This window comes from Nocardioides pollutisoli (assembly GCF_040045055.1).
In the GTDB taxonomy this organism is placed as follows: domain Bacteria; phylum Actinomycetota; class Actinomycetes; order Propionibacteriales; family Nocardioidaceae; genus Nocardioides; species Nocardioides tweenelious.
This window is the reverse complement of record NZ_JBDZDU010000001.1, coordinates 257,186-283,946: the sequence shown is the minus strand read 5'-3', so window position 1 is coordinate 283,946 and position 26,761 is coordinate 257,186. Positions and strand designations below refer to the sequence as shown.

28 protein-coding genes are annotated in these 26,761 nt (G+C 71.0%); 12 read left to right on the top strand and 16 right to left on the bottom strand.

The features are described from left to right. The first annotated feature begins 40 nt into the window (after positions 1–40). Complete coding sequence (locus ABLE68_RS01320; RefSeq protein WP_348869270.1) at positions 41–1,516, top strand: histidine kinase N-terminal domain-containing protein; 1,476 nt, start codon at positions 41–43, stop codon at positions 1,514–1,516. 16 nt (positions 1,517–1,532) lie between these two features. Here ABLE68_RS01320 and ABLE68_RS01315 read toward each other — a convergent pair whose 3' ends face one another. Then, entirely contained in the window at positions 1,533–1,784 is a 252-nt protein-coding gene (locus ABLE68_RS01315) for a WhiB family transcriptional regulator (protein WP_348869268.1), read from the bottom strand. 215 nt (positions 1,785–1,999) lie between these two features. On the opposite strand from ABLE68_RS01315, the gene ABLE68_RS01310 reads away from it, so the two are divergent. Then, positions 2,000–2,401 (top strand): hypothetical protein, encoded by a 402-nt coding sequence (locus ABLE68_RS01310; protein WP_348869266.1) that lies wholly within the window; start codon positions 2,000–2,002, stop codon positions 2,399–2,401. Positions 2,402–2,789: 388 nt separating this feature from the next. On the opposite strand, the gene ABLE68_RS01305 is transcribed toward ABLE68_RS01310, so the two are convergent. The 5 genes from ABLE68_RS01305 to ABLE68_RS01285 form a co-directional block, all read right to left on the bottom strand. Next, a complete protein-coding gene (locus ABLE68_RS01305; RefSeq protein WP_348869264.1) occupies positions 2,790–4,046 on the bottom strand; it encodes an HNH endonuclease signature motif containing protein in 1,257 nt (418 codons plus the stop codon). A 166-nt stretch (positions 4,047–4,212) separates the two neighbouring features. Next, the gene (locus ABLE68_RS01300; protein WP_348869262.1) at positions 4,213–5,025 is read right to left on the bottom strand and encodes an RNA polymerase sigma factor SigF; all 813 of its coding nucleotides are present in this window, start codon (positions 5,023–5,025) and stop codon (positions 4,213–4,215) included. 1 nt (position 5,026) lies between these two features. Continuing rightward, the gene (locus ABLE68_RS01295) at positions 5,027–5,452 is read right to left on the bottom strand and encodes an ATP-binding protein (protein ID WP_348869260.1); all 426 of its coding nucleotides are present in this window, start codon (positions 5,450–5,452) and stop codon (positions 5,027–5,029) included. Between the two features lie 130 nt (positions 5,453–5,582). Continuing rightward, a complete protein-coding gene (locus ABLE68_RS01290) occupies positions 5,583–6,362 on the bottom strand; it encodes an enoyl-CoA hydratase/isomerase family protein (RefSeq protein ID WP_348869258.1) in 780 nt (259 codons plus the stop codon). Then, positions 6,359–7,522, bottom strand: a complete 1,164-nt coding sequence (locus ABLE68_RS01285) for an acyl-CoA dehydrogenase family protein (RefSeq protein ID WP_348869257.1) — start codon at positions 7,520–7,522, stop codon at positions 6,359–6,361. The genes ABLE68_RS01290 and ABLE68_RS01285 overlap by 4 nt, the downstream gene beginning before the upstream one ends. Positions 7,523–7,610: 88 nt before the next feature. On the opposite strand from ABLE68_RS01285, the gene ABLE68_RS01280 reads away from it, so the two are divergent. Together ABLE68_RS01280 and ABLE68_RS01275 are read left to right on the top strand one after the other, a co-directional pair. After that, the gene (locus ABLE68_RS01280; RefSeq protein WP_348869256.1) at positions 7,611–8,759 is read left to right on the top strand and encodes a TetR/AcrR family transcriptional regulator; all 1,149 of its coding nucleotides are present in this window, start codon (positions 7,611–7,613) and stop codon (positions 8,757–8,759) included. A 10-nt stretch (positions 8,760–8,769) separates the two neighbouring features. Then, a complete protein-coding gene (locus tag ABLE68_RS01275) occupies positions 8,770–10,305 on the top strand; it encodes a long-chain-fatty-acid--CoA ligase (RefSeq protein ID WP_348869254.1) in 1,536 nt (511 codons plus the stop codon). Between the two features lie 55 nt (positions 10,306–10,360). On the opposite strand, the gene sodN is transcribed toward ABLE68_RS01275, so the two are convergent. Next, on the bottom strand, positions 10,361–10,762 hold the full coding sequence (gene sodN, locus ABLE68_RS01270) for a superoxide dismutase, Ni (protein WP_348869253.1): 402 nt from the start codon (positions 10,760–10,762) through the stop codon (positions 10,361–10,363). Positions 10,763–10,819: 57 nt separating this feature from the next. On the opposite strand from sodN, the gene ABLE68_RS01265 reads away from it, so the two are divergent. The 4 genes from ABLE68_RS01265 to ABLE68_RS01250 all read left to right on the top strand — a co-directional run bounded on the left by ABLE68_RS01265 (position 10,820) and on the right by ABLE68_RS01250 (position 14,098). Continuing rightward, positions 10,820–11,134: a S24 family peptidase gene (locus ABLE68_RS01265; protein ID WP_348869252.1), complete on the top strand. Its 315-nt coding sequence runs from the start codon at positions 10,820–10,822 to the stop codon at positions 11,132–11,134. 129 nt (positions 11,135–11,263) lie between these two features. Beyond that, entirely contained in the window at positions 11,264–12,439 is a 1,176-nt protein-coding gene (locus ABLE68_RS01260) for an NAD(P)-dependent malic enzyme (RefSeq protein ID WP_348869251.1), read from the top strand. A gap of 19 nt (positions 12,440–12,458) precedes the next feature. After that, positions 12,459–13,427: a zinc-binding dehydrogenase gene (locus tag ABLE68_RS01255; protein ID WP_348869250.1), complete on the top strand. Its 969-nt coding sequence runs from the start codon at positions 12,459–12,461 to the stop codon at positions 13,425–13,427. After that, positions 13,424–14,098, top strand: coding sequence for an SDR family oxidoreductase (locus tag ABLE68_RS01250; protein WP_348869249.1), 675 nt, complete (start codon positions 13,424–13,426; stop codon positions 14,096–14,098). The genes ABLE68_RS01255 and ABLE68_RS01250 overlap by 4 nt, the downstream gene beginning before the upstream one ends. 72 nt (positions 14,099–14,170) lie before the next feature. Here ABLE68_RS01250 and ABLE68_RS01245 read toward each other — a convergent pair whose 3' ends face one another. Both ABLE68_RS01245 and ABLE68_RS01240 read right to left on the bottom strand, forming a co-directional pair. After that, positions 14,171–14,956 (bottom strand): SDR family NAD(P)-dependent oxidoreductase, encoded by a 786-nt coding sequence (locus ABLE68_RS01245; RefSeq protein WP_348869248.1) that lies wholly within the window; start codon positions 14,954–14,956, stop codon positions 14,171–14,173. 2 nt (positions 14,957–14,958) lie between these two features. Next, positions 14,959–15,756, bottom strand: coding sequence for an alpha/beta hydrolase (locus ABLE68_RS01240; RefSeq protein WP_348869247.1), 798 nt, complete (start codon positions 15,754–15,756; stop codon positions 14,959–14,961). 122 nt (positions 15,757–15,878) lie between these two features. On the opposite strand from ABLE68_RS01240, the gene ABLE68_RS01235 reads away from it, so the two are divergent. After that, positions 15,879–16,469: a TetR/AcrR family transcriptional regulator gene (locus tag ABLE68_RS01235; protein ID WP_348869246.1), complete on the top strand. Its 591-nt coding sequence runs from the start codon at positions 15,879–15,881 to the stop codon at positions 16,467–16,469. A gap of 1 nt (position 16,470) precedes the next feature. On the opposite strand, the gene ABLE68_RS01230 is transcribed toward ABLE68_RS01235, so the two are convergent. Beyond that, a complete protein-coding gene (locus tag ABLE68_RS01230; protein WP_348869245.1) occupies positions 16,471–17,088 on the bottom strand; it encodes a TetR family transcriptional regulator in 618 nt (205 codons plus the stop codon). A 120-nt stretch (positions 17,089–17,208) separates the two neighbouring features. On the opposite strand from ABLE68_RS01230, the gene ABLE68_RS01225 reads away from it, so the two are divergent. Both ABLE68_RS01225 and ABLE68_RS01220 read left to right on the top strand, forming a co-directional pair. Then, on the top strand, positions 17,209–18,276 hold the full coding sequence (locus ABLE68_RS01225; RefSeq protein WP_348869244.1) for a ferredoxin reductase: 1,068 nt from the start codon (positions 17,209–17,211) through the stop codon (positions 18,274–18,276). A 20-nt stretch (positions 18,277–18,296) separates the two neighbouring features. Next, positions 18,297–19,391, top strand: a complete 1,095-nt coding sequence (locus tag ABLE68_RS01220) for a fatty acid desaturase family protein (RefSeq protein ID WP_348869242.1) — start codon at positions 18,297–18,299, stop codon at positions 19,389–19,391. Here ABLE68_RS01220 and ABLE68_RS01215 read toward each other — a convergent pair. From ABLE68_RS01215 to ABLE68_RS01195, 5 genes are read right to left on the bottom strand one after another with little or no spacing between them, the layout of a single operon-like run. After that, on the bottom strand, positions 19,388–20,329 hold the full coding sequence (locus ABLE68_RS01215; protein WP_348869241.1) for an ABC transporter ATP-binding protein: 942 nt from the start codon (positions 20,327–20,329) through the stop codon (positions 19,388–19,390). The genes ABLE68_RS01220 and ABLE68_RS01215 overlap by 4 nt on opposite strands. Further along, positions 20,329–21,162, bottom strand: coding sequence for an ABC transporter ATP-binding protein (locus tag ABLE68_RS01210; protein ID WP_348869240.1), 834 nt, complete (start codon positions 21,160–21,162; stop codon positions 20,329–20,331). The genes ABLE68_RS01215 and ABLE68_RS01210 overlap by 1 nt, the downstream gene beginning before the upstream one ends. After that, complete coding sequence (locus ABLE68_RS01205) at positions 21,159–22,043, bottom strand: ABC transporter permease (protein ID WP_348869239.1); 885 nt, start codon at positions 22,041–22,043, stop codon at positions 21,159–21,161. The genes ABLE68_RS01210 and ABLE68_RS01205 overlap by 4 nt, the downstream gene beginning before the upstream one ends. Then, on the bottom strand, positions 22,040–22,993 hold the full coding sequence (locus ABLE68_RS01200) for an ABC transporter permease (RefSeq protein WP_348869238.1): 954 nt from the start codon (positions 22,991–22,993) through the stop codon (positions 22,040–22,042). The genes ABLE68_RS01205 and ABLE68_RS01200 overlap by 4 nt, the downstream gene beginning before the upstream one ends. Before the next feature lie 8 nt (positions 22,994–23,001). Continuing rightward, positions 23,002–24,567 (bottom strand): ABC transporter substrate-binding protein, encoded by a 1,566-nt coding sequence (locus ABLE68_RS01195; RefSeq protein ID WP_348869236.1) that lies wholly within the window; start codon positions 24,565–24,567, stop codon positions 23,002–23,004. A 135-nt stretch (positions 24,568–24,702) separates the two neighbouring features. Here ABLE68_RS01195 and ABLE68_RS01190 point away from each other — a divergent pair, with 135 nt between their 5' ends. Beyond that, entirely contained in the window at positions 24,703–25,416 is a 714-nt protein-coding gene (locus ABLE68_RS01190; protein WP_348869235.1) for a hypothetical protein, read from the top strand. A gap of 33 nt (positions 25,417–25,449) precedes the next feature. Here the strand turns inward: ABLE68_RS01190 and ABLE68_RS01185 are convergent, their stop codons facing one another. After that, entirely contained in the window at positions 25,450–26,697 is a 1,248-nt protein-coding gene (locus tag ABLE68_RS01185) for a serine hydrolase domain-containing protein (protein ID WP_348869234.1), read from the bottom strand. Positions 26,698–26,761: the final 64 nt, after the last annotated feature.

Sequence of the window (26,761 nt, the reverse complement as noted above, 5' to 3'; positions counted from 1 at the left end):
GCCGGTCGTCGGCGGACCCCGGCGCCCTACCCTTGCCAGCGTGCCGTCCCTGACCGACCTCGTGCGCAGCCACACCGACCTCGACGCCGAGGACGTGGCCTGGTTGCAGCTGCTCCAGGCGGACTGGCAGATCATCGCCGACCTGTCCTTCGCCGACCTGGTCCTGTGGCTGCCGGACAGCGAGCGCAAGGGGTTCTGGGCGGCCGGCCAGATGCGGCCGACGACCGGCCCGACGGCCTACGTCGACGACGTGATCGGCACCTTCGTCCCGGTCGGCCGGCGCCCCATGATCGACGCGGCGTACGCCGAGGGTCGGCTGGTCCGCGAGGGTGACCCGGAGTGGCGCGACGACGTGCCGGTCCGGGTCGAGACCATCCCGGTGCGGCGGGCCGGACGGGTGATCGCGGTCGTCGCGCGCAACACCAACCTGCTCGGCGTACGCACGCCGAGCAGGCTCGAGCTGTCCTACCTGCAGACCGCGGCAGACCTGACCCAGATGATCGCCCACGGCTACTTCCCGGCGGCCGGCGACCGCAGTGACCACGCGGACACCCCGCGGGTCGGGGACGGCTTCCTGCGCGTCGACGCCGCGGGGAAGGTCGTCTACGCGAGCCCGAACGCGCTGTCCGTCTACCGCCGCCTCGGGCTCTCCGGCGACCTCGCGGGGCTCTCCCTCGCGGACCTGACCCGCGAGCTCGTGCCGCCGCGCCGGCGTCCCGACGAGGAGACGCTGAGCGCGGTGCTGGGCGGTCGGGCGCACCGCGACACCGAGATCGGGACCGACGGGGTCTCCCTCATCGTCAGGTCCATCCCGCTGCGCCCCCAGGGCGACCACATCGGCGCCCTGGTCCTGGTCCGCGACGTCACCGACCTGCGGCGCCGCGACCGGGAGCTGGTCACCAAGGACGCGACCATCCGCGAGATCCACCACCGGGTGAAGAACAACCTGCAGACCGTCGCCGCGCTGCTGCGGCTCCAGGCGCGCCGGATGGACTCCGAGCCGGCGCGGCTCGCGCTCGAGGAGGCGGTACGCCGGGTCGGGTCGATCGCGATCGTCCACGAGATGCTCAGCCAGGCGGTCGAGGAGCGGGTCCCGTTCGACGACATCATCGACCCGCTGAGCCGGATGGTCACCGAGGTGAGCGCGGTCGGCAACCGGGTGCGGGTGCGTCGCGAGGGCAGCTTCGGCGTACTCCCGTCCGAGACCGCGACCGGCCTGGCGATGGTGCTGACCGAGCTGCTCCAGAACGCCGTCGAGCACGGCTACGACCCCGACGCCGAGGACGTCACCGGTCAGATCGTGCTGACCGCGAGCCGGCTCGTCGGGCGCCTGCACGTCACCGTCGACGACGACGGCGGCGGGCTGCCCGACGGGTTCGACCTGGACGGCTCGACCAGCCTGGGGCTGTCGATCGTGCGCACGCTCGTGGAGTCCGAGCTGGGCGGTCAGCTCGAGCTGGGGCCGATGCCCTCGGGTCCGGGGACCCGGGCCGTGCTCGACCTGCCCTTGGAGTGACTCAGGCCGTGCCGACTCAGGCCGTGCGAACTCGGGTGCGGGCGTTGCGACGCTTGAGCGCGCGGCGCTCGTCCTCGCTCAGTCCGCCCCACACGCCGTGGTCCTGACCAGCCTCGAGCGCCCACGCGAGGCACTGCTCGCGCACTTCGCAGCGTCGGCACACCTGCTTGGCCTCCTCGATCTGGAGGATGGCCGGGCCGGTGTTACCGATAGGGAAGAACAGTTCCGGGTCCTCGTCGAGGCACGCAGAACGGTGGCGCCAATCCATGGCTGGGGGAACCCTCTTTCGTCAAAAGCTGGGCAGGTCGGGGCCGGGGCAAGGACCTGCTGGTGCCGATGGGCACGGCAGAACGAACGCGCAAACAAGCGCTCCGCCAAGACTGGCAACCTTTTGACCGTTAAACAACCCCTCCGCATGGTTCGCTCCGTCACAGCAGTCACGTGCATGTCGTCGCCGCGTGCCCTCCCTCTAGGCTCCCACCCGTGACAAACGGCAACGCCCAGGACCGGATCCGTCCCCCAGCGCCGCTGCTCGTCGCCGCCTCGCTGGTGGCCGTCGAGGGCGGTTTGCTGGTGGTCTACGCCGTGCTCGAGATCTTCAGCGTGGGCTCCGGCCGCGTGACGATGGGCGTCACCACCGCCCTGTTCTTCGCGCTGTACGGCGCGGGGCTGCTCGCCTGCGCCTGGGCGCTGTCGCGGCGCGGCTCGTGGGCACGCAGCCCGATCGTCCTCGCCCAGCTCATCCAGCTCGGCCTCGCCTGGAACTTCCGCGGCGGCGACACGACCCTGGCCGCCGTCGTGATCGCACTGGTCTCCGTCGTCGTGCTGGCCGGGATCTTCCACCCGGCGAGCCTGGAGGCGCTCGCCGATCCGAACAGCGACTGAACGCGGCCTGCGGGCCCGTGCGGCTTGCGGGCGCGCTGGGTCGACCGTCGTGGTTGCGGTCGAAAGACAAAGAGCCCGTTGGTTGAGGAAGGCGCGCAGTGCTCTCGCCGTTGGTTGAGGAGGTTCCGCTAGGAACCGTCTCGAAACCCCCGCAGGCAACGCAGGGCAATGTGCGCTGCCTTCGGGCCGCCGGTGGTTGCGGTCGCGGTTGACGAGAAGCGTGGTCGCCGCGGTCTGTGGTTGCGGTGGCGATTTCCAGTCGCTGGCCGGCTTGCGGGCGCGCTGGGGTCGATCGTCGTGGTTGCGGTCGAAAGACGAAGAGTCCGGTGGTTGAGGAAGGCGCTCTGCGCCTGTCTCGAAACCCCGGAAGCGAAGGCAGGGCGTCGGTTTATGTCCGCCTGTGGAAGGCGACCTTCCCGCCCGGGAGCTTCGTCATCTCGAAGGTGGGGTCGTGGGCTCTGGCGTGGTGCCTGGGGCAGAGGAGCCGTCCGTGCTCCACGTCGGTGGGTCCACCCTGGGACCAGAGGTGGTCGTGGTGGGCGTGGCACATGCCGGGTGGCCAGTCGCACCCGTCGGCGGTGCAGCGCTGGTCGCGGATCATGAGGGCGAGCCTCTGGGCTTTGGTGTGGAAGCGCTTCTTACGGCCGACGTCGAGGACCTCGGACCTCCCGCCGAGCACGACGGGGATGATCCCGGCCTGGGACGCCAAACGGCGGGCTTGACCTGCTGAGATCTTCTCCCCGGTGTCGAGGTGGGCTGCTTTCAGCCCGCCCATCAGGGTCTCGTAGGTCATGATCACCACGGCAGTGGCGTTCACGCCGCCGGCGTCAGGGACCCGGTCGGCGGGGTAGCGCTCGATGAGCTCGCAGAACGCACGCCCCATCCGCTGCGGCCCCGGACGACGGACGAGGCCTGGCCCTTCGGTGGCGGTTTGGTGCTTGGGTGCGGCGAACCCGCGGAGGATCTTCGCGAGCATCGCACCCTGGGCGGTCGGGAGGCTGAACCGGCCGTGGGTGGTGCCGTGGCCGTCGTCAGTCATGGTCAACCGGCACGACTGGGCTGCGATCGCTTCTTCGCGTGCGAGGAGCTTCGCCTCGTGGGCGTCCGCAGCGTCGGGCGCGATCACCTCGAGGAGCCGCTTGCCGGCGATGGCAAGTGCCCTGGCGTCGAGCTCGGCGGCGCGCTCGACCAGGAACGCCTCCGCCTGGGCGACCAGGTCCGTGGGCAGGTCATCGGGCAGCGCGTCGACCGCGCGAACGATGACCCGGGCCTGCTCCGCCATCACGTCACCGGACGCCATCGCGTCCCGGGTGATCGTGTGGACCCCGAGATCGTGACCCAAGCGAACAGTCCCGTGGGTAGCAGGGCGGGCCTGTCGCGTCTGGTGCGCCCACCAGTTCGCGGTCGACGTCGCACCGACCTCCTCGCCGACACCCAGGTCGTCGGCGTGCGCGGCGACCCTCGCTTCGAGCTCAGCGACCTGCGCCTTCAACCGGGTCAGCTCCACCAAGGTGGCACCGGCTTCGAGAGCGCTCATCGACCACACTGAGGCGTCCACCACCGAGTCAGCGACCGCGCGCATCTGCGCGGTCGCCGACGCCACCCGGTGGGACCGGGTGAGGTCGGTGTCGGGGCGCTGGGCCATGCTGCATCATAATCGAACACAGATTCGAATACAAGAGACGGCCACAGGCCATGTGGGTTCGCTCGGAAAGCCGGGAGGCGACGGTGATCCGGGCGCGCCGTACCCGTGCAAGCGCCCTGTCGGCGCGCAACCACGAGAAGCCCGCAACCCGCGGGCAGGACTCCCGCTAGCTCTGCTCCTCGAGCGACGTGCGGAGCTGCTCGAGGGTGCGGTTGAGCAGGCGGGAGACGTGCATCTGGGAGACGCCGATCTCCTCGGCGATCTGCGACTGCGTCATGTTCTTGAAGAACCGCAGCAGCAGGATCCGCTTCTCCCGCGGCTGCAGGCGGTCGAGCAGCGGCTTGATCGACTCGCGGATCTCGACGTGCTCGAGGCCGGCGTCGTCCACGCCCAGGGCGTCGAGCATCGTGGCCGCGCCACCGTCGTCACCGTTGTCGCTGGCGTCGAGGGAGAGCGTGGAGTAGGCGTTGCTGGACTCGATGCCCTCGACGATCTCCTCGACCGTGCAGCCGATCGCCTCCGCGAGCTCGCGGGGCGTGGGGGACCGGCCCAGCGACTGGGTGAGCTCGGCGGTGGCCGTGCCGATCTGCATGCGCAGCTCCTGCAGCCGCCGCGGCACCCGGATCGCCCAGCCCTTGTCGCGGAAGTAGCGCTTGATCTCGCCGATGATCGTGGGTGTCGCGTACGTCGAGAACTCGACGCCCCGGTCGGTGTCGAAGCGGTCGATCGACTTGATCAGCCCGATCGTCCCGACCTGGACGAGGTCCTCGAGCGGCTCGCCGCGGTTGCGGAAGCGTCGGGCGCAGTGCTCGACCAGGGCCAGGTGGAGGTGCACGAGTGACTCGCGCGCGGACTCGCGGCTCGCGGGGGATGCGTCCTCGTCGCGCAGGACGAGGAAGAACTCGGCGCTGCGGTGCCGAGTCAGCTCGACGCCGGTGAGCCCGGAGGACTCGTCGTCGTCGTTCGACGGTATGGCCATGTCAGAGACCGGCACCGGGGAGCGTGGACTCCATGGTGAGGGTGATCCTGAAGGTACCGTCGGCGCAGTCGGCCGAGGCGCCGGTGGCCAGGGTGGTCAGCACCTGCCAGGCGAAGCTGTCGTAGTCGGGCGCGATGTCGTGGTCGACGGTGACGCCGACGCGGATCGTCATCTCGCCGGGGGCGAGGAAGAACTCGCAGCGCAGGTCGGTGCCGGGCACGGACTCCGGCAGGGCCATCGCGCTGGCCTCGCCGACGGCGATCCGGAGGTCCTCGATGTCGTCGATCGGGAAGTCGAGGCGCGCCGCGAGACCCGCGGTCGTCGTACGCAGGACGGAGGCATAGGCGTTGTCCGCGGGGACACGCAGCTCGACGTCGGCTCGACGAGACTCCTCATCGGCAGGGGCGTCGGTTGCTGACGTAGACATGCTCGCCGTCCTTGGGGGCTGGGGGACTGATGGTGGGGCTGCATCGCGACCGTGCCCCGAAGAGTAGTGGCAGACAACGACCACGGTGGCACTACCCGACGACCGGTGCAGACAAACGCTGCCGCCCGCCTCAGCGGTCGCGGAAAACGGGCTCCCTGCGCGCCCGGAAGGCGTCCTTGGCCTCGGCGTGGTCATCGGTCATCGCGAGCAGCACCTGGGAGCGGATCTCGATCTCCAGGTGCTCGCGGAAGCCGCCAAGCAGGCTCGCGTTGAGCAGCTCCTTGGCCTGGCGCACGCCCATCGGAGCCCGGCCCGCGATCTCCTCGGCGATGACCATCGCCACGGCGAACGGGTCCTCGGCGAGCTCGTTGACCAGCCCCAGCCGGTGACCGTCGGCGCCGGTGACCGACCCGCCCCGCAGGAAGAGGTCGGCCGTGGCGGACACCCCGAGCAGCCGCGGGAGGAACCACGACAGCCCCAGGTCGCCGGGCGTCATCCCGAGCCGCGTGAACGGCGCGGCGAACACCGCCTCCGGGCTCGCGACCCGGAGGTCGGCGGCGCAGGCGAAGGCGAAGCCCGCGCCGACGGCGTTACCGTGGACCGCGGCGACGACGGGCTGCGGCATCTCCCGGAGCAGCCGGATCGCGTCGACACCGACCCGCAGCTCGGCGTACGTGCGCGGGATCGAGCCGGGGCCGGGCTCGCCGAACCCGGAGTCGAGGTCGAGCCCGGCACAGAAGCCGCGGCCGCGACCGGTGAGCACGACGACCCGGCACCCCGGGTCCTCGGCGACCGACCGCAGGATGTCGCGCAAGGTGATGAAGTCGCCGGCGGTGACGGCGTTGAGCTTGTCGGGACGGTCGAACCAGACGACGGCGACCGGTCCGCGGCTCTCCAGGGTGATGGTCACAGCGTCCTCGCCACGATTTCCTTCATGATCTCGTTCGCTCCTCCGTAGATCTTCTGCACCCGGGCGTTGGCGTAGAGCCGCGCGATCGGGAACTCCTCCATGTAGCCGTAGCCGCCGAAGAGCTGCAGGCACTGGTCGATGACCTCGCACTGCAGGTCGGTCAGCCACCACTTGCACATCGCGGCGGTGCCGCCGTCGAGCTCGCCCGCCAGTTGGCGCTGGATGCACGAGTCGAGGAAGACGCGAGCACCGTGGGTCTTGGTCGCGGCCTCGGCGAGCACGAAGCGGGTGTTCTGGAAGTCCATCAGCGGCTGGCCGAACGCCTGGCGCTGCTTCACGTAGGCGACGGTCTCGCGCACCGCGGTCTCCATCGCGCCGACGGCGAGGGCACCGAGGAGCACCCGCTCGCGGGGGAGCTGCTGCATCAGCTGGCCGAAGCCCTGGCCCGTCACGCCGCCGAGCAGGTCGGAGGCCGGCACGACGACGTCGTCGAAGAAGAGCTCGGCCGTGTCGAACGTGTGCTGGCCGAGCTTCTCGAGGTTGCGACCGCGCGCGAAGCCGGGCCGGTCGGCAGTCTCCACCGCGACGATCGAGATGCCCCGCGACCCGGCCTCCGGGTCGGTGCGGGCGACGACGAGCACCAGGTCTGCCTGGGCGCCGTTGGAGATGAACGTCTTGGCGCCGTTGACGACGTACGTGTCACCACGGCGTACGGCGGTGGTGCGGATGCCCTGCAGGTCGGACCCGGCGCCCGGCTCGGTCATCGCGACCGCCCCGACCAGCTCCCCGGAGGCGAGCCGGGGCAGCCAGCGCCGGCGCTGCTCCTCGGTCCCGTAGGCGAGCACGTAGTGGGCGACGATGCCGTGGACCACGTGCCCCCACTCGGTGCCGGGTCGCTCGGCCTCGGCCTCGATCAGGGCGAGGTCGTGCCGCAGGTCGCCACCCCCGCCGCCGTACTCCTCGGGCACCGACGCGAGCAGCAGCCCCAGGCGTCCGGCCTCGGTCCAGACCCGTCGGTCCACCTGGCGCTGCTCGGTGAACTCGGGCAGCCGCGGCACCAGCTCGGCGTCCTGGAAGCGCAGCGCGAGGTCGCGCAGCGCGCGGGTCTCGTCGTCGCGCCACGGTGAGCGGTACGCCGCGGTCGAACTGCTGGTCGTCACGAACTCGTCTCCACTTCTGCTCGTAATCTGTCACAACAATACTTACTCGTGATTTACTTATTGACGCAAGTGACCGAGAAGGAGAGCGATGCCCCAGCGCCCGCGTGACCGGAAGCAGCGGATCCTGGTCGCCGCCGCCGACCTGTTCGCCGCCGAGGGCTTCGACCAGGTCCCGGTGAGCCGGATCGCCGCCGCCGTCGAGATCACCCCGGGTGCGCTCTACCGGCACTACGCCGGCAAGGAGGACCTCCTCGCGGCGGTGCTCCTCGACCACGGGGACCGGATGCTCGCCGCGGCCGAGGGCGACCTCCCGCTCGACGAGCTGCTCGAGCGCCAGGCGGCGGAGGCCGCACGGCTGCCCGCGCTCGGGGTGCTCTGGGCCCGCGAGCTCCGCCACCTCGGTCCCGAGGCCCGGGGCCCGATCGTCGAGCGCACCCGCGTGGCCAACCAGCGCTACGCGACGGCGCTGCGCACCGCCCGGCCGGACCTCTCCGGGACCGATGCCGAGCTGGTCGCCTGGGCGCTGGAGTCGGTCCTGGTGAGCACGAGCGACCGGGTGCGCGGGCTGCGCGAGGCCGAGCTCGCCGAGACCCTGGCGGCTGTCTGCGGCGCGGTCGCGCGGGTCGACCTGCCGTCGGCCGTCGCGTCGTACGACGCACCGCCGTCGCCGCTGCGCCCCGTCTCCAAGCGCGAGAACCTGCTGGTCGAGGCCGGCCGGCTCTTCGGTGAGCGTGGCTACCAGGCGACCAGCCTGGCCGACGTCGGCAAGGCGGTCGGACTGACCGGGCCGGGCGTCTACAGCCACTTCGCGAGCAAGGAGGAGCTGGTCGCCGCTGCGCTCGAGCGCGCGTACCACGCGGCCTGGCTCGACCTGCACGCCGCGCTCGGCGCCAGCGCGACACCGGGGGAGGCGCTCGGGCTGCTCGTCGCGTCGTACGTCGGCTTCGCCCACCGCCAGCCCTTCCTGGTCACGAGCCTCGTGTCCGACCCGAGCGGACCGACCGGTGACTGGGTCCGTCGCCAGCGTGAGTACGTCGCCGAGTGGGACGCCCTGCTCGCCGCGCACCGCCCCGAGCTCGACGCCGGCCGGGTCCACGTCCTGGTCCGCGCCGCGATGACCACCGTCGGCAACCTCGCCCGGATGCGGGCGCAGGCGACCCGCCCGACGTTCCGCGCGGAGGCGATCGCGATCGCCACCGCCGTGCTCACCTCGCCCGTCCACCACCCCGCTTCCTGAGGAGCTCACCGTGCGCGTTCACGACCTGCTGGACCACTGGGCGGCCCGCCACCCCGACGAGGTCTACCTCTCCGACGGCGAGCGCGAGCTGACCTGGCGCGAGGTCCGGGAGTGGTCCTGCCGGATCGGTCACTGGCTGGCGTCGCGGCTCGAGCCGGGGGAGCGGTTCGCACTGCTCGACCGCAACTCGCTCGAGATGATCGCGATCTACTTCGGAGCCTCGCGCGCCGGCGTCGTACCCGTGCCGCTGAACTTCCGGCTGGCACCCGCCGAGTGGGAGTTCATCGTCACCGACGCCGGCTGCGCGCTCGCCGTCGTGCACGGCGACTACGAGGACGCGCTGGCAGCGGTCGCGCCGGACCGGATGGCCGTGGTGACCATCGACGGCGACGGCACCCGCCCGGACTTCGCCACCGAGGTCGCCGGGCACCCCGGCACCGATCTCGACCGCGACGTGTCCCCGGACGCCGTCTTCCACCAGATGTACACGAGCGGGACGACCGGGCAGCCCAAGGGCGCGCTGGTCTCGCAGCTCGCCGTCTGCCTCAACGCCATCCAGTTCCACGCCGGGCTCGAGGCGGTGCGGGTCTCGTCGCTCTGCACGATGCCGCTCTTCCACGCGGGCGCCGAGGTCAGCGTCTTCGCGTTCACCGTCGGCGGCTGCTCGATCCGGGTGCTGCGCGACTTCGACCCCGCGACGACGCTACGCATCCTCGCCGAGGACCGGATCCGTACGACGGGCCTGGCGCCCGCCATGATCCAGGCGATGATCGCCCACCCGCTGGCGAAGGAGCTGTCCTTCGACGACCTCGACCTGATCGTCTACGGCTCGGCGCCGATCGCGGGCGAGGTGCTCGCCCTCGCGATGGAGCTCTTCGAGTGCGACTTCGCCCAGGCCTACGGCATGACCGAGCTCAGCGCGGTCGCCACCATGCTGTCGCGCAGCGACCACGTCGTGGCGCTGCGGCACCACCGCGAGCTGCTGACCTCCGCGGGCCGGCCGGTGCTCGGCACGCAGGTCCGCATCGTCGACGAGGACGACCAGGAGCTGCCCTGGGGCTCGACCGGTGAGGTGGTCGTCCGCGGGCCGCAGCTGATGAGCGGCTACTGGCAGCAGGAGGAGGCCACCGCGGCCGCGCTCCGGGGCGGCTGGATGCACACCGGCGACGTCGGCCACCTCGACCGCGACGGCTACCTCTTCGTGTCCGACCGGGTCAAGGACATGATCATCTCGGGCGGGGAGAACATCTACCCGCGCCAGATCGAGGAAGTCCTCTTCGAGCTCGACGGGGTCGCCGACGCCGCTGTCGTGGGCGTGCCCAGCTCGCAGTGGGGCGAGCGCCCGCTCGCGGTCGTGGTGCGTGCGCCGGGCTCGGACCTCACCGAGTCGGCGGTCATCGACTTCTGCCGCGAGCGGCTCGCGTCGTACAAGTGCCCCTCCGCCGTCGCCTTCGTCGACGCGCTGCCGCGCAACACCGTCGGCAAGGTGCTCAAGCGCGAGCTGCGGGCGCCGTACTGGGCCGACCTGGAGCGATCGGTGAACTGACCCGAAATCACGTCGACCCGCCCGAAAGCTTCAGGCGGGTCGACGTGGGTGGAGATCAGGCCTTCTTGGTCTCCCAGAAAATTTCCGCGATCTCGTCGATCTTCGCGAGCAGCTCGTCGGCCTTCGCCGCGTCGAGCTCACCCTTGGTGCCTGAGGCGCCGGCGAGCTTGGTGGCCTCGTTGACCAGGGTGTGGAGCTGCGGGTACTTCTCGAAGTGCGGGGGCTTGAAGTAGTCGGTCCACAGCACCCACAGGTGGTGCTTGACCAGCTCGGAGCGCTGCTCCTTGATCACGATGGCGCGGGTGCGGAAGTCGGGGTCGTTGTTGTCGGCGACCTTGGCGATGATCGCCTTGATCGACTCGGCCTCGATACGGGCCTGTGCGGGGTCGTAGACGCCGCAGGGGAGGTCGCAGTGTGCGGATACCTCGAGAGTGGGGGCGAACAGCTTCGCGAACATGCGGGTCCTCTCGTCTTCTCTTCGGTTGTCAGGGTCTGTCACTGCGACACTACCCGCATGTCGCGGTGGGGATTCGCCTTGGTCACTGGGCGATCGATGGTCCCGACGCTCGCGGACGGCGACCGGTTGCTGGTGTCCTACCGCCGTCCGGTCCGCGAGGGCGCCGTCGTGGTCGCCCGGCTCGCGGACGGCACCGTCGCGGTGAAGCGTGCGGCCGAGCGTCGTACGACGCGAACGGGCTCGCCCGCCTGGTGGCTGCTCAGCGACAACCCGGACGAGGGCGTCGACTCGCGGCACCGCGGACCCGTGCCCGCGAGCGACGTGATCGCAGTCACCGTGGCGAGAGTCTGGCCCCGTCCCCGCCTGCTCTGACGCTGTGCCAGACTGATGATGAGGGTGACCCCCTGCGGTCCGTCGATCATCTCCGTGCACCACCCCGCGCTCCGATCCGGCCCCCCGTTCCACCTGTCTCGCCTGCACGTCTCGATGGAAAGCGTCCTCATGTCTGCCTCACACCCGTTCGCCGGCGACCCGGTCTTCGACCTGCACGTCGGCGGCAAGATGGAGATCCGCTCGACGGTCTCCCTCGACGGCCGCGACGAGCTGTCCCTGGCCTACACGCCCGGCGTTGCCCGCGTCTGCGAGGCGATCGCCGAGGACCCGTCGATGACTCAGCACTACACGTGGGTGCCGAACACGGTCGCGGTCGTCTCCGACGGCACCGCCGTCCTCGGCCTGGGCGACATCGGCCCGGCCGCGGCGATGCCGGTGATGGAGGGCAAGGCCGTGCTCTTCAAGCAGTTCGGTGGCGTCGACGCCATCCCGATCTGCCTGGACACCACGGACGTCGAGGAGATCATCGAGACCGTCGCCCGCCTCGCGCCGAGCTTCGGCGGCATCAACCTCGAGGACATCTCCGCGCCGCGCTGCTTCGAGATCGAGGACCGGCTCAAGGAGCTCCTCGACATCCCGGTCTTCCACGACGACCAGCACGGCACCGCGGTCGTCGCGCTCGCCGCCCTGTGGAACGCGCTCAAGCTCACCGGCCGCAACCCCGAGTCGACCCGCGTGGTCATCTCGGGCGCCGGCGCCGCCGGTGTCGCCATCGCCAAGATCCTGCTCGAGGCCGGCATCAAGGACCTCGCGGTCACCGACCGCAAGGGCGTCGTGCACTCCGGGCGCAGCGACCTGACCCCGGTCAAGCGCGAGCTCGCCGAGATGACGGCCGACAAGACCGGCCGCTCCGGGACCCTCGCCGAGGCGCTCGACGGCGCCGACGTCTACCTCGGCGTCTCCGGTGGCACTGTGCCCGAGGAGGACGTCGCGCGGATGGCCCCGGACGCGATCATCTTCGCGATGGCCAACCCCCACCCGGAGGTGCACCCCGACGTCGCCCACCGGCACGCGCGCGTGGTGGCGACCGGTCGCTCGGACTTCCCCAACCAGATCAACAACGTGCTCGCGTTCCCGGGCATCTTCCGCGGCGCCTTCGACGTCCACGCGACCGGGATCACCGAGGGCATGAAGCTGGCCGCCGCGCAGGCGCTTGCCGACCTGGTCGGCGACGACCTGACCGAGGAGTACGTCATCCCGTCGCCGTTCGACCCGCGGGTCGGGCCGGCCGTGTCGGCCGCTGTGGCGGACGCCGCACGACGCGACGGTGTCGCCCGGAGGTAGCCCTCGGTAGGTTCGAGGAATGTTCGCCGTCTACGCCGACCGCTTCTCGAAGACCGATCCGCTCGCCGCTCTGCAGCTGGGGGAGCGGCCTGATCCGGACGTGCCGGACGGGTGGACGACGGTCACCGTCAAGGCGGCATCGCTCAACCACCACGACCTCTTCTCCCTGCGCGGCGTCGGGCTGCGTGAGGAGGCGCTGCCGATGATCCTCGGCTGCGACGCGGCGGGCTACGACGAGGACGGTAACGAGGTCGTCGTGCACGCCGTGATCAGCGACCCGGCGTGGACCGGTGACGAGACCTTCGACCCGAAGCGGTCGCTGCTGTCCGAGCGCTACCAGGGCGCGATGGCCGAGAAGGTCGCCGTCCCGCGCCGCAACGTCGTGCCCAAGCCCGCGTCGCTGTCGTTCGAGGAGGCCGCGTGCCTGCCGACCGCCTGGCTCACGGCGTACCGCATGCTCTTCACCCGCGGTGACCTCAAGGCCGGCGAGACCGTGCTCGTCCAGGGCGCCGGCGGCGGTGTCGCCACCGCGGTGATCACGCTGGCGCGAGCCGCCGGCCTGCGGGTGCTCGCCACCAGTCGCGACGAGGCGAAGCGGGCGCGGGCGCTCGAGCTCGGCGCGCACGAGGTGTTCGAGTCCGGCGCCCGGCTGCCGGTCAAGGTCGACGCGGTCATGGAGACGGTCGGCAAGGCGACCTGGTCGCACTCGATCCGCGCGCTGCGACCGGGTGGCCGCATCGTCACGTCCGGTACGACGTCGGGCCCCGACCTCGACGACGCCGAGCTGACCCGGATCTTCTTCCTCCAGCTGAGCGTGATCGGCTCGACCATGGGCACCCGCGACGAGCTCGCCTCGCTGGTGACGATGCTCGACGCGACCGGCGCCCGACCGCTGATCGACCGGACCCTGCCGATGACCGAGGCCCGCGACGGCTTCGCGGCGATGCTCGACGGTGAGCAGTTCGGCAAGATCGTGTTCACGCTGTGACGCACCTGGTCACCGGCGCCGGCTCGGGCATCGGCGCCCTGCTCGCCCGGACGTTGCTCGACCGCGGCGACGACGTCCTGCTCGTCGCACGCTCCGAGGAGCGGGCGGAGGAGATGCGCGCAGACCTCCCCGGCGCGAGCGTGGTGGTCGCCGACCTCGGCTGGCCGGAGTCCGTCGAGTCGCTGTCGCTGCCGGACTCGCTCGACTCGGTCGTGCACGCGGCCGGCGTCGTCGAGCTCGGTCCGGTCGCCGACCTCTCGGTCGACGACTGGGCGACGCAGCTCCGGGTCAACCTGGTCGCACCGGCGGCCCTGACCCGGGTCGCTCTCCCTGCGCTGCGGGCCGGTCGGGGCACGGTCGTCTTCGTGAACTCCGGCGCCGGCCTGAGCGCCCACCCCGGGTGGTCGGCGTACGCCGCCTCGAAGCACGGCCTGCGCGCGCTCGCCGACTCGTTGCGCGGCGAGGAGGCCGGCCACGGCGTCCGGGTGACGACGGTCTACCCCGGCCGCACCGCCACCCCGATGCAGGAGAAGGTGCACCGCCAGGAGGGCAAGGACTACGACGCCTCCGCCTGGATCCGCCCCGAGACGGTCGCCGACGCGATCCTCCACGTCCTCGACCTGCCCCGGGACGCGACCGTCTCCGACCTCACCGTCCGTCCGTCGGGGTAGTCACGGACGTTCGGACCCGATTACTAGCCGGTAACGGGTCCGATCGTCCGTGACTACCCCGACGACCTCACCTCACAGCGTCGGGATCAGACCCCCGTCGATCGTGAAGTCGCTGCCCGTGATGTTGGCGGCGCGGTCGCTGGCCAGGAAGAGCACCAGGTCGGCGATCTCGCCGGGGTGGGTGAAGCGTCCGGTGGCGGCCGCAGCAGCCTGCTGCCGGACCACCTCGTCCGGGTCGGTGCCGCTCGCGCCGCCGACGGTCGCCGCGACGCCGCCCTTGCCGAGCCACAGGTCGGTCTGCACGGGTCCGGGGCTGATCGTGTTGACCCGGATGTCCGGCCCCAGCTCCTTCGACAGCGACTTGCACAGGTTGGAGAGCGCCCCCTTCGCCGCGCTGTAGTCGATGACGCCGGGGTCGGGCAGGAAGGCGTTGACCGAGCTGATCGTGACGATGCTGGCTCCCGGCCGCCCGGTCATGAGCGGGATCGCCGCCCGCATCGTGCGGACCGCCGCCAGGAAGTTGATCGTCAGCGCCCACTCCCAGTCGGCGTCGGTGAGCGCGACGAAGCCCTCCAGCCGCGGGCGTACGGCGCCCACGTTGTTGACCAGGACGTCGATCCCACCGTGGGCGGCGGTCGTTTCGGCCACGAGCTCGGCCGGTCCCTCGGGGGTGGTGAGGTCGACCGACACGGGTCGTACGTCGGCGGTGGCGCTGAGCGCGTCGAGCTCGGGACTGCCGCGCAGGGCGCCGGCCACGACCGACGCCCCCTCGCCGGCCAGCGCCGTGGCGATGGCGAGGCCGATGCCCTTGCTCGCACCCGTGACCAGGGCGGTGCGGCCCGAGAGTCCGAGGTCCATGGTCAGAGACCCTGCTCGCCGAGCCAGGCCAGGCACTTGTCGGCGACATCGCGCCAGCCGTGGTCGATGGTGAGCGAGTGGGCGCGGTCCTCGAACTCGACGAGCTCGGTGACGGCGTCGCTGTGGCGGTACTGCTTGAGCGTCGACATGGTCACGGCCTCCGGCACGGTGTTGTCCTTGCCGCCCATGATCAGCAGCAGCGGGCCACGATCGGCGTTGTCGGTGTTGACCTTGGCCGGCGAGTGCGGGTTGAAGTTGGCGGCCGCGGCCTCGAAGAGCGGCTTGCCGGGCGCGGGGATCGCCCACTGCTCGAAGAGGGCGTCGGACTCCTCGGCCGGGATGGCGTTGCCGAAGGCGAAGCGGAACTGCTCGGCGGTCAGCGACACCGCCTTGTGCTTGTTGGTGGGGTTCTTGAAGACCGGCAGCGTCGCCTTCAGGGCCGACAGCGGCAGCGGCAGCACGCCCTTGATCTGCGCGGCGTCGATGGCGATCGCGCCCGCGGCGAGGTCCTCCCCGAGCAGTCGCTGGGCGATCATGCCGCCGAAGGAGTGCCCGATCAGGATCGGCTTGGTCGGCAGTCCCGAGATGACCTCGGCGAAGTGGGCGACCACGTCGTCGATGCCGTGGTCGGCGATGGCGTCCGGGTTGGCGCGGGCCGCCTCGACCGTGTCCGGGTCACCGGGCCAGCCGGGTGCCGAGGCGTCGTACCCCGCGCTGGCGAAGTGCTCGATCCAGGTGTCCCACGAGCTGGCGTGCAGCCAGAGACCGTGGATGAACAGGACGGGTGCGTGCTCGGTCATGGGGGTTCCCTCCGGTCGGTCGTGGGTGTACCGATCGGTCTACCCACCTGGTGGCTACGGTAGGGGCAAGGTCGAGGTCCTGACAATGACTCGACCGTCTCCATGTCGAGGAGCAAGACACCATGAGCGCAACCGCGACCGAACGCCCCTCGCAGGCGAAGGAACGGATCCTGCAGACCGCCGAGCGGCTGTTCTACGACGAGGGCATCCATGCCGTCGGCATCCAGCGGATCATCGCGGAGGCGTCCGTCACGCGGGTCACGCTCTACCGCCACTTCGCGTCGAAGGACGACCTGGTCGCGGCCTACCTGGACCGCAAGGCGGCCTACGACCACGCGCAGGTCGACGGCATCATCGACGCCCACCCCGACGACCCCCGTGCGGCGCTCGCCGAGATCGGCTCGGCCCTGACGCGCGACGACTTCGGCGCCGTACGACGGGGGTGCCCGTTCATCAACGCCTCGGCCGAGTTCGTCGGGACGCACCCGGCCCGGGTCAAGGCTCGCGAGATCCGGCAGTGGGTCACGGGCCGGATCGAGGGCCTGCTGCAGCGCCTCGACCACCGCGACCCGCGGGGGACGGCCGAGCAGCTGATGATGGTGCGCACCGGTGCCGTCGTGTCCGGGGCCCTGGACGCCAACGACCACCTGACCGAGGACTACCTCCGCTGCTGGGCGATGCTCATCGACGGCGGGCTGCCGCAGTCCGCGTGAGCTAGGGCTTCGACTGCCAGTTCAGCGCGCCGACCAGCACCATCCGCAGCTGGGTGCGGGCGTGCTCGACGATCTCCTTCTCGACGTCGGGCCGACCGGCCGAGCCGAGGATCGCCTCCGCGGTGGCGACCATCGCGGTGACGATCAGGTTGGAGAGGATCCGCAGGTCCTCGCCGGACCAGGCGTCGGTGCCGGGCAGTCGGGCCAGGTCGGTGGCGAGCTCGCGCTCGAAGAGCTCGATCTGGTGGCTGATCGCCTCGCGGACGCCCGGGGGGCCGGCGGCCCGCTCGCGGGCGATGAACAGGAAGTGTGCGCGCTCCTGGTGGACGTGGTCGACGAGCACCGAGATCGATCGGTCGACGATGTCGGCGAACGCCGGGTCGCCGCGCCGGATGTCGCGGATCATCGTGCGCAGCGACGCGAACGACTCGTCGACGAGCGCGAGGCCGAGCGCCTCGATCGAGTCGAAGTGGCGGTAGAACGCGGTCGGCACGATGCCGACCTGCTTCGCGACCTGGCGCAGCGAGATCGCCGCGAGCGTGGTCTCGTCGGAGAGCTCGAGCGCGGCGTCGAGGATCGCGCGGCGGGTGCGCTGCTTCTGCTCGACACGGGTGCTCACGCTCCCAGGCTAGTCCCGGGGAGTACGCCTGTGCTCCGGCTCACCGCCGGAGTCCTTGACCGTACCGGCGGTATGCGTCCATGCTTTCAGTGTACGAACGTTCACTGAAAGGAGCGGACCATGAACCGGATCCTCCGGTCCCGCACGGTCGCGGCCCTCGCGTCGCCCCACGGCATCGACCGCTACCTCGAGCAGCTCAACCCGATGTGGGCGGCCCACGAGGTCCGGGCGCGGATCGTCGACGTCCACCGCGAGGTCGACGTCGCCGGGCACCCGGTCGTCGCCACCCTCACCCTCCAGCCCACCTCGACCTGGCGCGGCCACCGCGCCGGCCAGCACGTCCAGGTCGGCGTCGAGGTCGACGGCGCGCGTCGTACGACGCGGGTCTTCTCGATCTCCAGCCCGGAGTCCGGCCCGGGCGACCGCTTCACGATCACCCTGCGTGCCAACCCCGCAGGCGTCGTCAGCAGCTACCTCGCCGAGCGCGCGCAGCCCGGGACGATGGTCCACCTGTCGCAGGCCGAGGGCGAGTTCACCCTGCCGGCCCACGTGCCCGAGCACGTGCTGATGATCAGTGGCGGCTCCGGCATCACGCCGGTGATGTCGATGCTGCGCACCCTGCAGCGGCGCACCCACCGCGGCCGGATCACCTTCCTGCACTACGCGCAGAGCCCGGAGCACCTGATCTACGCAGCGGAGCTCGACGAGATCCGCCGGTCGGGCCACGGCATCGACGTCCACCTGCTGCACCCCGAGCTCGGCGACCCCAACCTGTCGCCCGCCTTCCTCGAGCGGCTGGTGCCCGGCTACCGCGACGTGCCCACCTGGGCCTGCGGTCCGGCGCCGATGGTCGAGGGCGTGCGGGCGGCGTACGACGGGTCCGACGCGCTGCGCGTCGAGTACTTCAAGCCACCGCGCGTCTCCACCGGGGCGACCGGGGGAGACGTGACCTTCGAGCGCTCCGGAGCGAGCGCGGCCAACTCCGGCGCGACCCTGCTCGAGCAGGCCGAGGCGCTCGGGCTGAGGCCCGAGTTCGGCTGCCGGATGGGGATCTGCTTCTCCTGCACCTCCCGCAAGACCGAGGGCACCGTGCGCAACGTGCTCACCGGTGTCGAGTCCTCACGCCCCGACGAGGACATCCAGATCTGTGTCAACGCACCCGTCGGCGACTGCGCCGTCGACCTCTGAAGCACCTCCGAGGAGGACCCATGAACACCACCACCCTGACCGACGACCAGCTCCAGCAGTTCGGCGAGGAGATGGACGCCATCCGCCGGCGCATCCTCGACGACCTCGGCGAGGAGGACGCGGCGTACATCCGCAAGGTCGTGAGGACGAAGAACCAGTTCGAGGTCGCCGGCCGCGCGCTCTTCTACCTGCCGCCGGCCTGGCCGCTCGCGGTCGCCGCGCTGTCGGTCTCCAAGATCCTCGACAACATGGAGATCGGCCACAACGTCATGCACGGGCAGTACGACTGGATGGGCGACCCCGCCCTCAGCTCGCGGATGTACGAGTGGGACAACGTGTGCCCGAGCGAGCAGTGGAAGTACAGCCACAACTACATCCACCACACCTACACCAACATCCTCGGCAAGGACCGCGACATCGGCTACGGCATCCTCCGGATGGACGAGGACCAGCCGTGGCACCCCTACTACCTCGGCAACCCGGTCTACGCGCTGCTGCTCATGACCTTCTTCGAGTGGGGCGTCGCGATGCACGACCTCGAGGTCGAGAACATCGTGGCCGGGCGTCGGAAGATGTCGGACAACAAGGCTCTGCACGCCGGGATCATGCGGAAGGTGAAGCGCCAGGCGCTCAAGGACTACGTGCTCTTCCCGGCGCTCACCGGCCCGCTCTTCCCGCTCACGCTCGCGGGCAACGCGACCGCCAACCTGGTGCGCAACATCTGGGCCTTCAACATCATCTTCTGCGGGCACTTCCCGGCCGGCGTCGCGACGTTCAGCCAGGAGGAGTGCGAGGACGAGTCGCGCGGTCACTGGTACTACCGCCAGCTGCTCGGCTCCGCCAACATCACCGGCGGCAAGCTCTTCCACCTGATGACTGGCAACCTGTCGCACCAGATCGAGCACCACCTCTTCCCGGACCTGCCGGCCCGGCGCTACCCGGAGATCGCCGCCGAGGTGCGCGAGATCTGCCAGCGCTACGGGCTCGACTACAACACCGGACCGCTCGGCAGGCAGCTCGGCAGCGTGGCCAGGAAGATCTGCCGGATGGCGCTGCCGTCGCGCAAGGCGTCGACGACCGAGCCGTCGCGGGACGCGGGCCTCGTCGCTGCCTAGACCCCGAGCTGCAGCTCGGCGACGTGGCAGGACGCGGTGCGGCCGCCGTGCTCCACGGGGGTGGGCACGGTGGTCGCGCACACGTCGACCGCGATCGGGCAGCGAGGGTGGAACGCGCACCCCGCCGGCGGGTCCAGAGGGCTCGGCGGCTCGCCGGGCAGGCGAGCCGAGCCCGGTCGGCGTACGACGTCGATGCGCGGGACCGCGTCGAGCAGTGCGCGCGTGTAGGGATGACGCGGGTCGGCGTAGAGCGCCTCGGTGGCGCCCTGCTCGACGACGCTGCCGAGGTACATCACGGCGACCCGGTCGCAGACGGCGCGCACGACGCCGAGGTCGTGGGAGATGAAGACCAGGGCCAGTCCGAGGTCGGTGCGCAGCCGGTCCAGGAGGTCGATCACCACCGCCTGCGTCGAGACGTCGAGCGCGCTGACCGCCTCGTCGGCGATGAGCACGTCCGGCTCGACCGCGAGGGCCCGCGCGATCCCGATCCGCTGGCGCTGACCGCCGGAGAACTCGCGCGGCCGCCGGGACAGGGCGTCCCTCGGCAGGCCGACCAGCTCCATCAGCTCGCCCGCACGCCGGTCGGCGTCGGAGCCCTCGTGCAGCCCGTGCACGGTGATCAGCTCGCGCAGCATCGTGCCGACCCGCAGCCGCGGGTTGAGCGACGCGGTCGGGTCCTGGAAGACCATCTGCACGCGACGAGTGGCCGAGCGGTCCCGCGACGGGTCCAGGGTGACCCCGTCGAGCGCGATCCGCCCGGACGTGATCGGGACCAGCCCGGTCACGGCCTTCGCGAGGGTGCTCTTGCCGCAGCCGGACTCGCCGACGACGCCGAGCGACTCGCCCGCCGCGAGGCTGAGTGAGACGCCGTTGACGGCGTGCACGTGGCGACCGCGACCGACCTTGTAGTGGACGTGCAGGTCCTCGATCTCGAGCATCACGGCACCTCCGCCGGGGAGCTGGGAGCGTCGGAGCGGTCGCCCTCGATCGCCGCGGCGGCAGCGCGAAGCGACGCGGTGTAGGGGTGCTGCGGGTCGGCGAGCACCTCGGCGGTCCGGCCGTGCTCGACGATCCGACCGTCGTACATCACGGCGATCCGCTGCGAGACCTGGGCGATGACGCCCAGGTCGTGGGTGACGAAGAGCAGCCCGAGCCGGCGGTCGACGCGGAGCCGGTCGAGCAGACCGAGGATCTGGTCCTGGACGGTGACGTCGAGGGCGGTGGTCGGCTCGTCGCAGATCAGGAGCCGCGGGTTGCCCGACAGGGCCATCGCGATCATCACCCGCTGGCGCAGGCCGCCGGACAGCTCGTGCGGGTAGGCCCGCGCACGCGTCGCGGGGTCGGGGATGCCGACCTCGGTCATCAGCCCGATCGCGATCTCGCGCGCCTGCTTGCGGCTCGAGCGCTCGCGCCGCCCGGCGATCACCCCGTCGGCGATCTGGTCGCCGACCCGACGAGTCGGGTTGAGCGCGGTCATCGGCTCCTGGAAGACCATCGCGATGCCGTGCCCGCGCAGGTCCGCGGCGTCGTACGCCGCGAGCTCGCCGTCCGCCCCGACGAACCTCAGGTCTCCGGCGGCGACCCGGGCCGACCGGGGGAGCAGGCCGATCACGGCGCGCATGGTGAGGCTCTTGCCCGACCCGGACTCGCCGACCACGCCGAGGCACTCGCCGGCGTCGACGCGCAGGTCGACACCGTCGACGACCCGACGTGCGTCGCGACCCTGACCGATCTCGACGGCGAGCCCGGTCACCTCCAGCAACGCGCTCATGACTGCTTCAGCATGTCGTCGAGACCGTCGCCGACCAGGGCGAGGCCGACACCGAGCACGCTCAGGGCCAGACCGGGCGCCACGACCAGCCACCACTGGTCGGCGAACCGGGCACGGTTCTCCGCCACCATCGCGCCCCACTCCGGGGTGGGGGCCGGGATGCCGAGCCCCAGGAAGGACAGCGTCGCGAGCGCCAGGATCGCCAGGCCGACGTCGAGGACGACGTAGACCAACGTCTGGTTCAGGACGTTGGGGAGCACGTGCCGCACCAGCACCCGACGGTCCGACAGGCCGCCCGCGCGAGCGGCCTGGACGTACTCCAGCTCCCGCACGCGCAGGATCTCGCCGCGGATCAGCCGGGCGTAGACGATCCACCCGACGCAGACGAAGACGATGATCACCGGCAGCTCACCCGGGCCGAGGAACAGGAACGGACGGGCCATGCCCATCGCACCGAGCAGGGCCAGGAAGAACACCAGCACCGGGAAGGACTGGACCAGGTCGATCAGCCGGGTGACCACGGTGTCGGCGAACCCGCCGTAGAACCCGGCGAGCGCGCCGATGACGGTGCCGAGCAGCATCGGCAGCAGCGCGCAGAGGATGCCGACGCGGAGGTCGACCCGGATCGCGAAGATGATCCGGGAGAGCGTGTCGCGACCGAGGGCGTCGGTGCCGATCAGGTGGGCGGCGCTCGGGTCGGCCAGCCGGTTGAGGAGGTCCTGCTCCAGCGGGTCGTGCGGCGCGACCAGGGGCGCGAAGATCCCGGCCAGGACGAAGAGGCCGACGATGATCGCGCCGGCGACCAGCTTGGCCCGGCCGCGCGGTCGGGAGCGGCGGGTCTGCCGGTCCGCGTCGAGGTTGGCGCTCACGGCCGCGCTCACGACGCCGTCACCCGAGGGTCGATCGCGACCAGGAGCAGGTCGGCGACCAGGTTGACCGCCACGACGGCGATGGCGAAGACGAGGGTGATCCCCTGGGTCACGAGCAGGTCCTTGCCCACGGAGGCGGTCACGAGCTCGGAGCCGAGGCCGTGGATGTCGAAGGTGACCTCGAGGACGACGACCCCGAAGAGGAGGAAGCCGACCTGGACGGCGAGCAGGCTCACCGCGGGCGACATCGAGTTGCGCAGGATGCACCAGCGGAAGAGCCGCCAGCCGCTCACCCCGGTCGCCCGGGCAGCCATCACGTAGTCGGACTCGAGCACGTCGACCATGCTCGTGCGCAGGCTGCGCGCGACCACCGGCGCAAGGGCTAGTGCGAGCGAGACCGCGGGCAGGACGACCGAGCGGAGATGGTCGGCCGTGGTCTCGCCGAAGCCGGAGACCGGGAACCAGCCGGTCGGCAGCGCGACGAACCGGATCAGCACGAGCCCGACCCAGAAGGTCGGGAGGTAGAGCACCACGATGCTCGACGTCCGCAGCAGGTGGTCGAGCCAGCCGTCGCGGTGGGTGGCGGCCGTCCAGGCCAGCGGCACGGCGGCCACGACCGTCAGCAGCAGCGTCGCGGCGACCAGCCAGACGGTCGGGGCCAGGTGGGTCCCGATCACCGAGCCGACCGAGTCGCCCGTGCGCGCCGACGTCCCGAGGTCGCCGTGCAGCAGCCGCCCCAGGAAGGAGAAGTACTGCCCGAGCACGCTGCGGTCGTAGCCGAGCTGGTGGCTCAGCTGCGCGACCTGCTCGTCGGTGGCCTTGGGGCCGAGGATGGTCCGGGCCGGGTTGCCGGGAGAGACCTTGGTGATCAGGAAGACGAGCAACGTGACGGCGAGCAGGAGCGGCACGGTCTGCAGCAGCCGTCGCCCGACGAAGGCATAGCGCCCCCCGCTCGCCGTCATGTCGCCTCCTACTCGCTGACCCACAGGCCAGCGGCGTTGTACAGACCGGACGGCAGGAGCTCGAGGCCGTGGGTCTCGGGTCCGAGCACCGAGGACGTGTACGGCGACACGAGCGGCACGACCGTTGCCGCATCGTAGTTCTGCTTCTCGAACGCCGCGACCGCTTCGGCCTGGCCCGCGAGGTCCTTCGCGGACGACACAGCGACCAGGGCGCCGAGGGCGACGTTCGGGTCGGCGCCGGTGAAGAAGTAGCCGGTGGCCGCGACGAACGACAGCGGGTCGACCGGGGTCGGTGCCTGGGCGGTGTAGTTGGCGATCACCATCTGGTAGTCGCCGCCGGCGACCCGGGTGAGCAGGGTGGCCGAGTCGACCTGCTTGATCTGGACGTCGATGCCGACCGCCTTCAGCATCGGCTGGATCGCCTGGGCGGCGAGCAGGTCGATGCCGCGGGCGGAGTCGACGAGGAGCTCCACGGTCTGGTCGCCACCGTCGGCCTGGGCCAGCTCGGCCTTGGCGGCGTCGACGTCGGACTCGTCCCACGCGCAGGTGGGGCAGCCCTCGTCCCCGGGCACGTTCGGCGGCAGGAGGCCCTCCGCGACGCTGGCCTTCTTCTCGTAGACGGAGTCGACGAGCGCGGACCGGTCGATCGCGAGCGAGACCGCCTTGCGGAAGTGGGGGTCCGACATCGGTGCGCCGGCGGTCTGGGCGAAGGAGATCAGGCTCATCGACGAGGAGGGCACGCTCACGACCGAGGACGACGCGTCGGCGGCCGAGAGGTTGTCGGTCGGCACCCGGTCCGCCATCCCGGCGTCACCGCTCTGCACCTGGAGCAGGCGCTGGCTGGTGTCCGCGACGACCTCGTAGGTCAGCGAGTCCAGGTAGGGCTGACCTTCGGCGTAGAAGTGCTCGTTGCGCACGAGCGAGATCTCGTCGTCGGTCGCGCTGTCGATCGCGAACGGGCCGGCGCCGATGGGCTTCTTGTAGAACTCCGCTGCCGACTGGCCGCCGAAGTCCGCCGGGACGATGGCCGAGTTGCTCCAGGTGAGCACCCCGAGCAGCGCGGAGGAGGGGGCGGTCAGCGTGATGACGACCTTGTCGTCGCCCTTGGGCGCGGCGCTCTTGATGAAGTTGGAGTAGAGCGCGCCGTACTGCGCGCCCGACATCCACTGATTGACGGAGAAGACCACGTCGGCCGGGGTGACCGGGTCGCCGGTGCTGAAGGCAGCGCCGGGCTGGAGGGTCAGGGTGAGCTGGGTGCCGGCAGCGTTGTACTTCCAGGCGGAGGCGAGGCCGGGGGCGATGTCCTGGCCGTCCGGGGTGAGCTCCAGCAGGGGAGCCTCGACCTCGCGGATCAGCTGGTAGGTCGAGATCTGCACGGCCGAGTCGGGGTTCCAGCCGTCGATGGTGTCGGGGATCGCGACGGTCAGGCTGCCCCCGGCGACCGGCGTCCCGCTGTCGTCGGGTCCGCTCGAAGGGCCACCGTCGCTGCTCGACGAGCCGCCGCACGCGGTCGCCAGGCAGAGGGCGCTGACGGCCAGGCCGCTGGTCAGGATCCTCCGAATGCTCGTGTGCACGTTCCCTACCTCGATCGGCTCGTCATGGGAGAGTTGTCGCAGGCGTCCGAGTGATCTGCGTACAATGAATTCCTTGTTCGTAGAATGTCTACGGTAGGAGACGGTGTGTCAAGCGGTTCGACGAAATCGACGGCCGTGTCGCGACCTCGGCGCTCGCGCCGTAGCGCGGAGGCGACGCGCGACCTGATGCTGCGCGCGGGGACCCGGCTCGCGGTCGACCGGCTGCGCGAGGCCGACGAGGACGCGGCGTCCCGGGCGCTCGCGCACATCCGCCTCACCGACGTGGCGCGCGTCGCCACCGAGATCGAGCGGGGGGAGGGCGAGGACCGCGGAGCGATCACGACCGGGGCCATCTACCAGTTCTGGTCGTCGCAGGCGGCCTTCCAGGCCGACCTGATGGTGCACGTCCTCACCGAGGAGCCGCTGCCGGCCGAGGACCGGCTCGCCGCCCGCACCCTGGAGCTGATCGCCGGCGGGGGACCGATCGACGACGTGCTGGCCGAGCTCGCGATCATGGCCTACCGGATCGCGCGGACCACGGAGACGTACGACCTCTCGTTGCTGTTCGTGCCCTACAGCAAGCTGCCCCGTGTGGGGGAGGCGCTGCGCAAGAGCTACCGCGACCAGGCGAAGTCGGCCCGGCCGATCTACCAGGCGCTGCTCATGGCCGGGACGCTGAAGGTGCGTGAGCCCTGGCAGATCGACGACATGATGAGCGCCATCTCGGCGCTGCACGACGGCTTCCGCATCCAGGAGCACAGCGGCGCCGTCGGTTCGGACGAGCAGGGTGAGTCCGTGCTGGCCGCCGCGACGGTCGCGATCTTCCGGGCGTTCACCGAGCCGGCGTGACGCCGGCCCGGCGAACCGGGGCGCGCGACGGCGTCAGTCCTTGAAGTGCGCCATGACCGCCTCGCAGAGGGCGGTCTCGTCGACATCGCGGCTGGAGTCGACGGTGTCGGGCGCGGAGGCCAGGCGGGCGAGCACGATGCCGGCCTCGTGGTCGACCCACAGGATCTGGCCGCAGACGCCCCACGCGGTCGGGTGGCCCTCGGGCGTCACCCACCACTGGGCGCGGTAGCTCCAGCCCTCCATGTGTGCCACGTCGGGGCAGCGCGCGAACGCCTCGGTGCTGCCACCGTCGCGCAGCGTCCGGACCAGGGACTCGGGCACGACCTGGTCGTCGCCGACCCGGCCGTTGTCGAGGATCATCTGGCCGAACCGCGCCAGGTCACGGGCGGTCACGTTGAGGCCACCGCTGGCGACCGGTCCGCCGATCGGGTCGAGCAGCATCCGGCCGGAGTGCTCCGCTCCGATGCGCGACCAGATCCGCTCGGCCAGGAGCTCGACGTACGGCTTGTCGTAGACGCGGGCGAGCAGCCAGCCGAGGATGTCGGTCGCCGGCGTGAGGTACATGAACGTCTCGCCGTGCTCGCCGGACTTCTGCAGCGTCGCGGCGAACTCCAGCAGGCCCTTGTCGGTCTCGTGCATCGAGTCGACCCAGGTGCCGCTGTGCCGCAGGAACCGCAGGAACATCGAGTCGACCTGGTCCGGCCCGGCCTCGTGGGCCAGCCAGTCGAGCTCGTCCCACTCGGCTGCGACGGTCATGTCCAGCACCTGCTGGACCGTGGTGTCACCGAACACGCCCGCGGCGAGCTCGGGCACGTAGTCGATCGCGAGCCGGTCCGGGTCGAGCCTTCCCTCGTCGATCGCGATCAGGGTGAGCAGTCCGGTGAACGACTTGGTCACCGACGCGAGCAGGTGCAGCTGGTCGGCCCGGAGGTCGTTGTCGTAGCGCTCGTAGACGACCTCGCCGTCCTTGAGCACGACCAGCGCGTCCGACCAGGTGCGTTGCAGCATCTCGGCGACGGTCCGCTCGGTGCCGGCGTGGTCGACGACCGTCAGGGCCTCCACCTCGTCGGCCGGGGCCAGTCGCTCGGGGAGTGCGCGCACCGGTCCGTCGCCACGAGACACCTCGGCCGTCGGCACGAGGAGGGTGGCGTTCGAGAAGGCCCAGCGGTTGTACGGCGCGTAGAACCAGTTGCTCCGCGTGACCCGACCCTCGAGCGTCGGCGGCGTGCCGATCATCAGGCCGTGCTCACGAGCCGATGCGTACGGGTCACTGCTCCCCATGGGAACCTCCGATGAATCTTTCCGAATGTCTTGTGCGGTCACCATAGAAGTTCTACGTTAAGCA

Coding starts and splice junctions, on each gene's coding strand:
- ABLE68_RS01315 (WP_348869268.1), bottom strand. CDS start 1,784: ATGGATTGGCGCCACCGTTCTGCGTGCCTCGACGAGGACCCGGAACTG.
- ABLE68_RS01305 (WP_348869264.1), bottom strand. CDS start 4,046: ATGGCCCAGCGCCCCGACACCGACCTCACCCGGTCCCACCGGGTGGCG.
- ABLE68_RS01300 (WP_348869262.1), bottom strand. CDS start 5,025: ATGGCCATACCGTCGAACGACGACGACGAGTCCTCCGGGCTCACCGGC.
- ABLE68_RS01295 (WP_348869260.1), bottom strand. CDS start 5,452: ATGTCTACGTCAGCAACCGACGCCCCTGCCGATGAGGAGTCTCGTCGA.
- ABLE68_RS01280 (WP_348869256.1), top strand. CDS start 7,611: ATGCCCCAGCGCCCGCGTGACCGGAAGCAGCGGATCCTGGTCGCCGCC.
- sodN (WP_348869253.1), bottom strand. CDS start 10,762: ATGTTCGCGAAGCTGTTCGCCCCCACTCTCGAGGTATCCGCACACTGC.
- ABLE68_RS01265 (WP_348869252.1), top strand. CDS start 10,820: ATGTCGCGGTGGGGATTCGCCTTGGTCACTGGGCGATCGATGGTCCCG.
- ABLE68_RS01260 (WP_348869251.1), top strand. CDS start 11,264: ATGTCTGCCTCACACCCGTTCGCCGGCGACCCGGTCTTCGACCTGCAC.
- ABLE68_RS01255 (WP_348869250.1), top strand. CDS start 12,459: ATGTTCGCCGTCTACGCCGACCGCTTCTCGAAGACCGATCCGCTCGCC.
- ABLE68_RS01245 (WP_348869248.1), bottom strand. CDS start 14,956: ATGGACCTCGGACTCTCGGGCCGCACCGCCCTGGTCACGGGTGCGAGC.
- ABLE68_RS01240 (WP_348869247.1), bottom strand. CDS start 15,756: ATGACCGAGCACGCACCCGTCCTGTTCATCCACGGTCTCTGGCTGCAC.
- ABLE68_RS01235 (WP_348869246.1), top strand. CDS start 15,879: ATGAGCGCAACCGCGACCGAACGCCCCTCGCAGGCGAAGGAACGGATC.
- ABLE68_RS01225 (WP_348869244.1), top strand. CDS start 17,209: ATGAACCGGATCCTCCGGTCCCGCACGGTCGCGGCCCTCGCGTCGCCC.
- ABLE68_RS01220 (WP_348869242.1), top strand. CDS start 18,297: ATGAACACCACCACCCTGACCGACGACCAGCTCCAGCAGTTCGGCGAG.
- ABLE68_RS01215 (WP_348869241.1), bottom strand. CDS start 20,329: ATGCTCGAGATCGAGGACCTGCACGTCCACTACAAGGTCGGTCGCGGT.
- ABLE68_RS01210 (WP_348869240.1), bottom strand. CDS start 21,162: ATGAGCGCGTTGCTGGAGGTGACCGGGCTCGCCGTCGAGATCGGTCAG.
- ABLE68_RS01200 (WP_348869238.1), bottom strand. CDS start 22,993: ATGACGGCGAGCGGGGGGCGCTATGCCTTCGTCGGGCGACGGCTGCTG.
- ABLE68_RS01185 (WP_348869234.1), bottom strand. CDS start 26,697: ATGGGGAGCAGTGACCCGTACGCATCGGCTCGTGAGCACGGCCTGATG.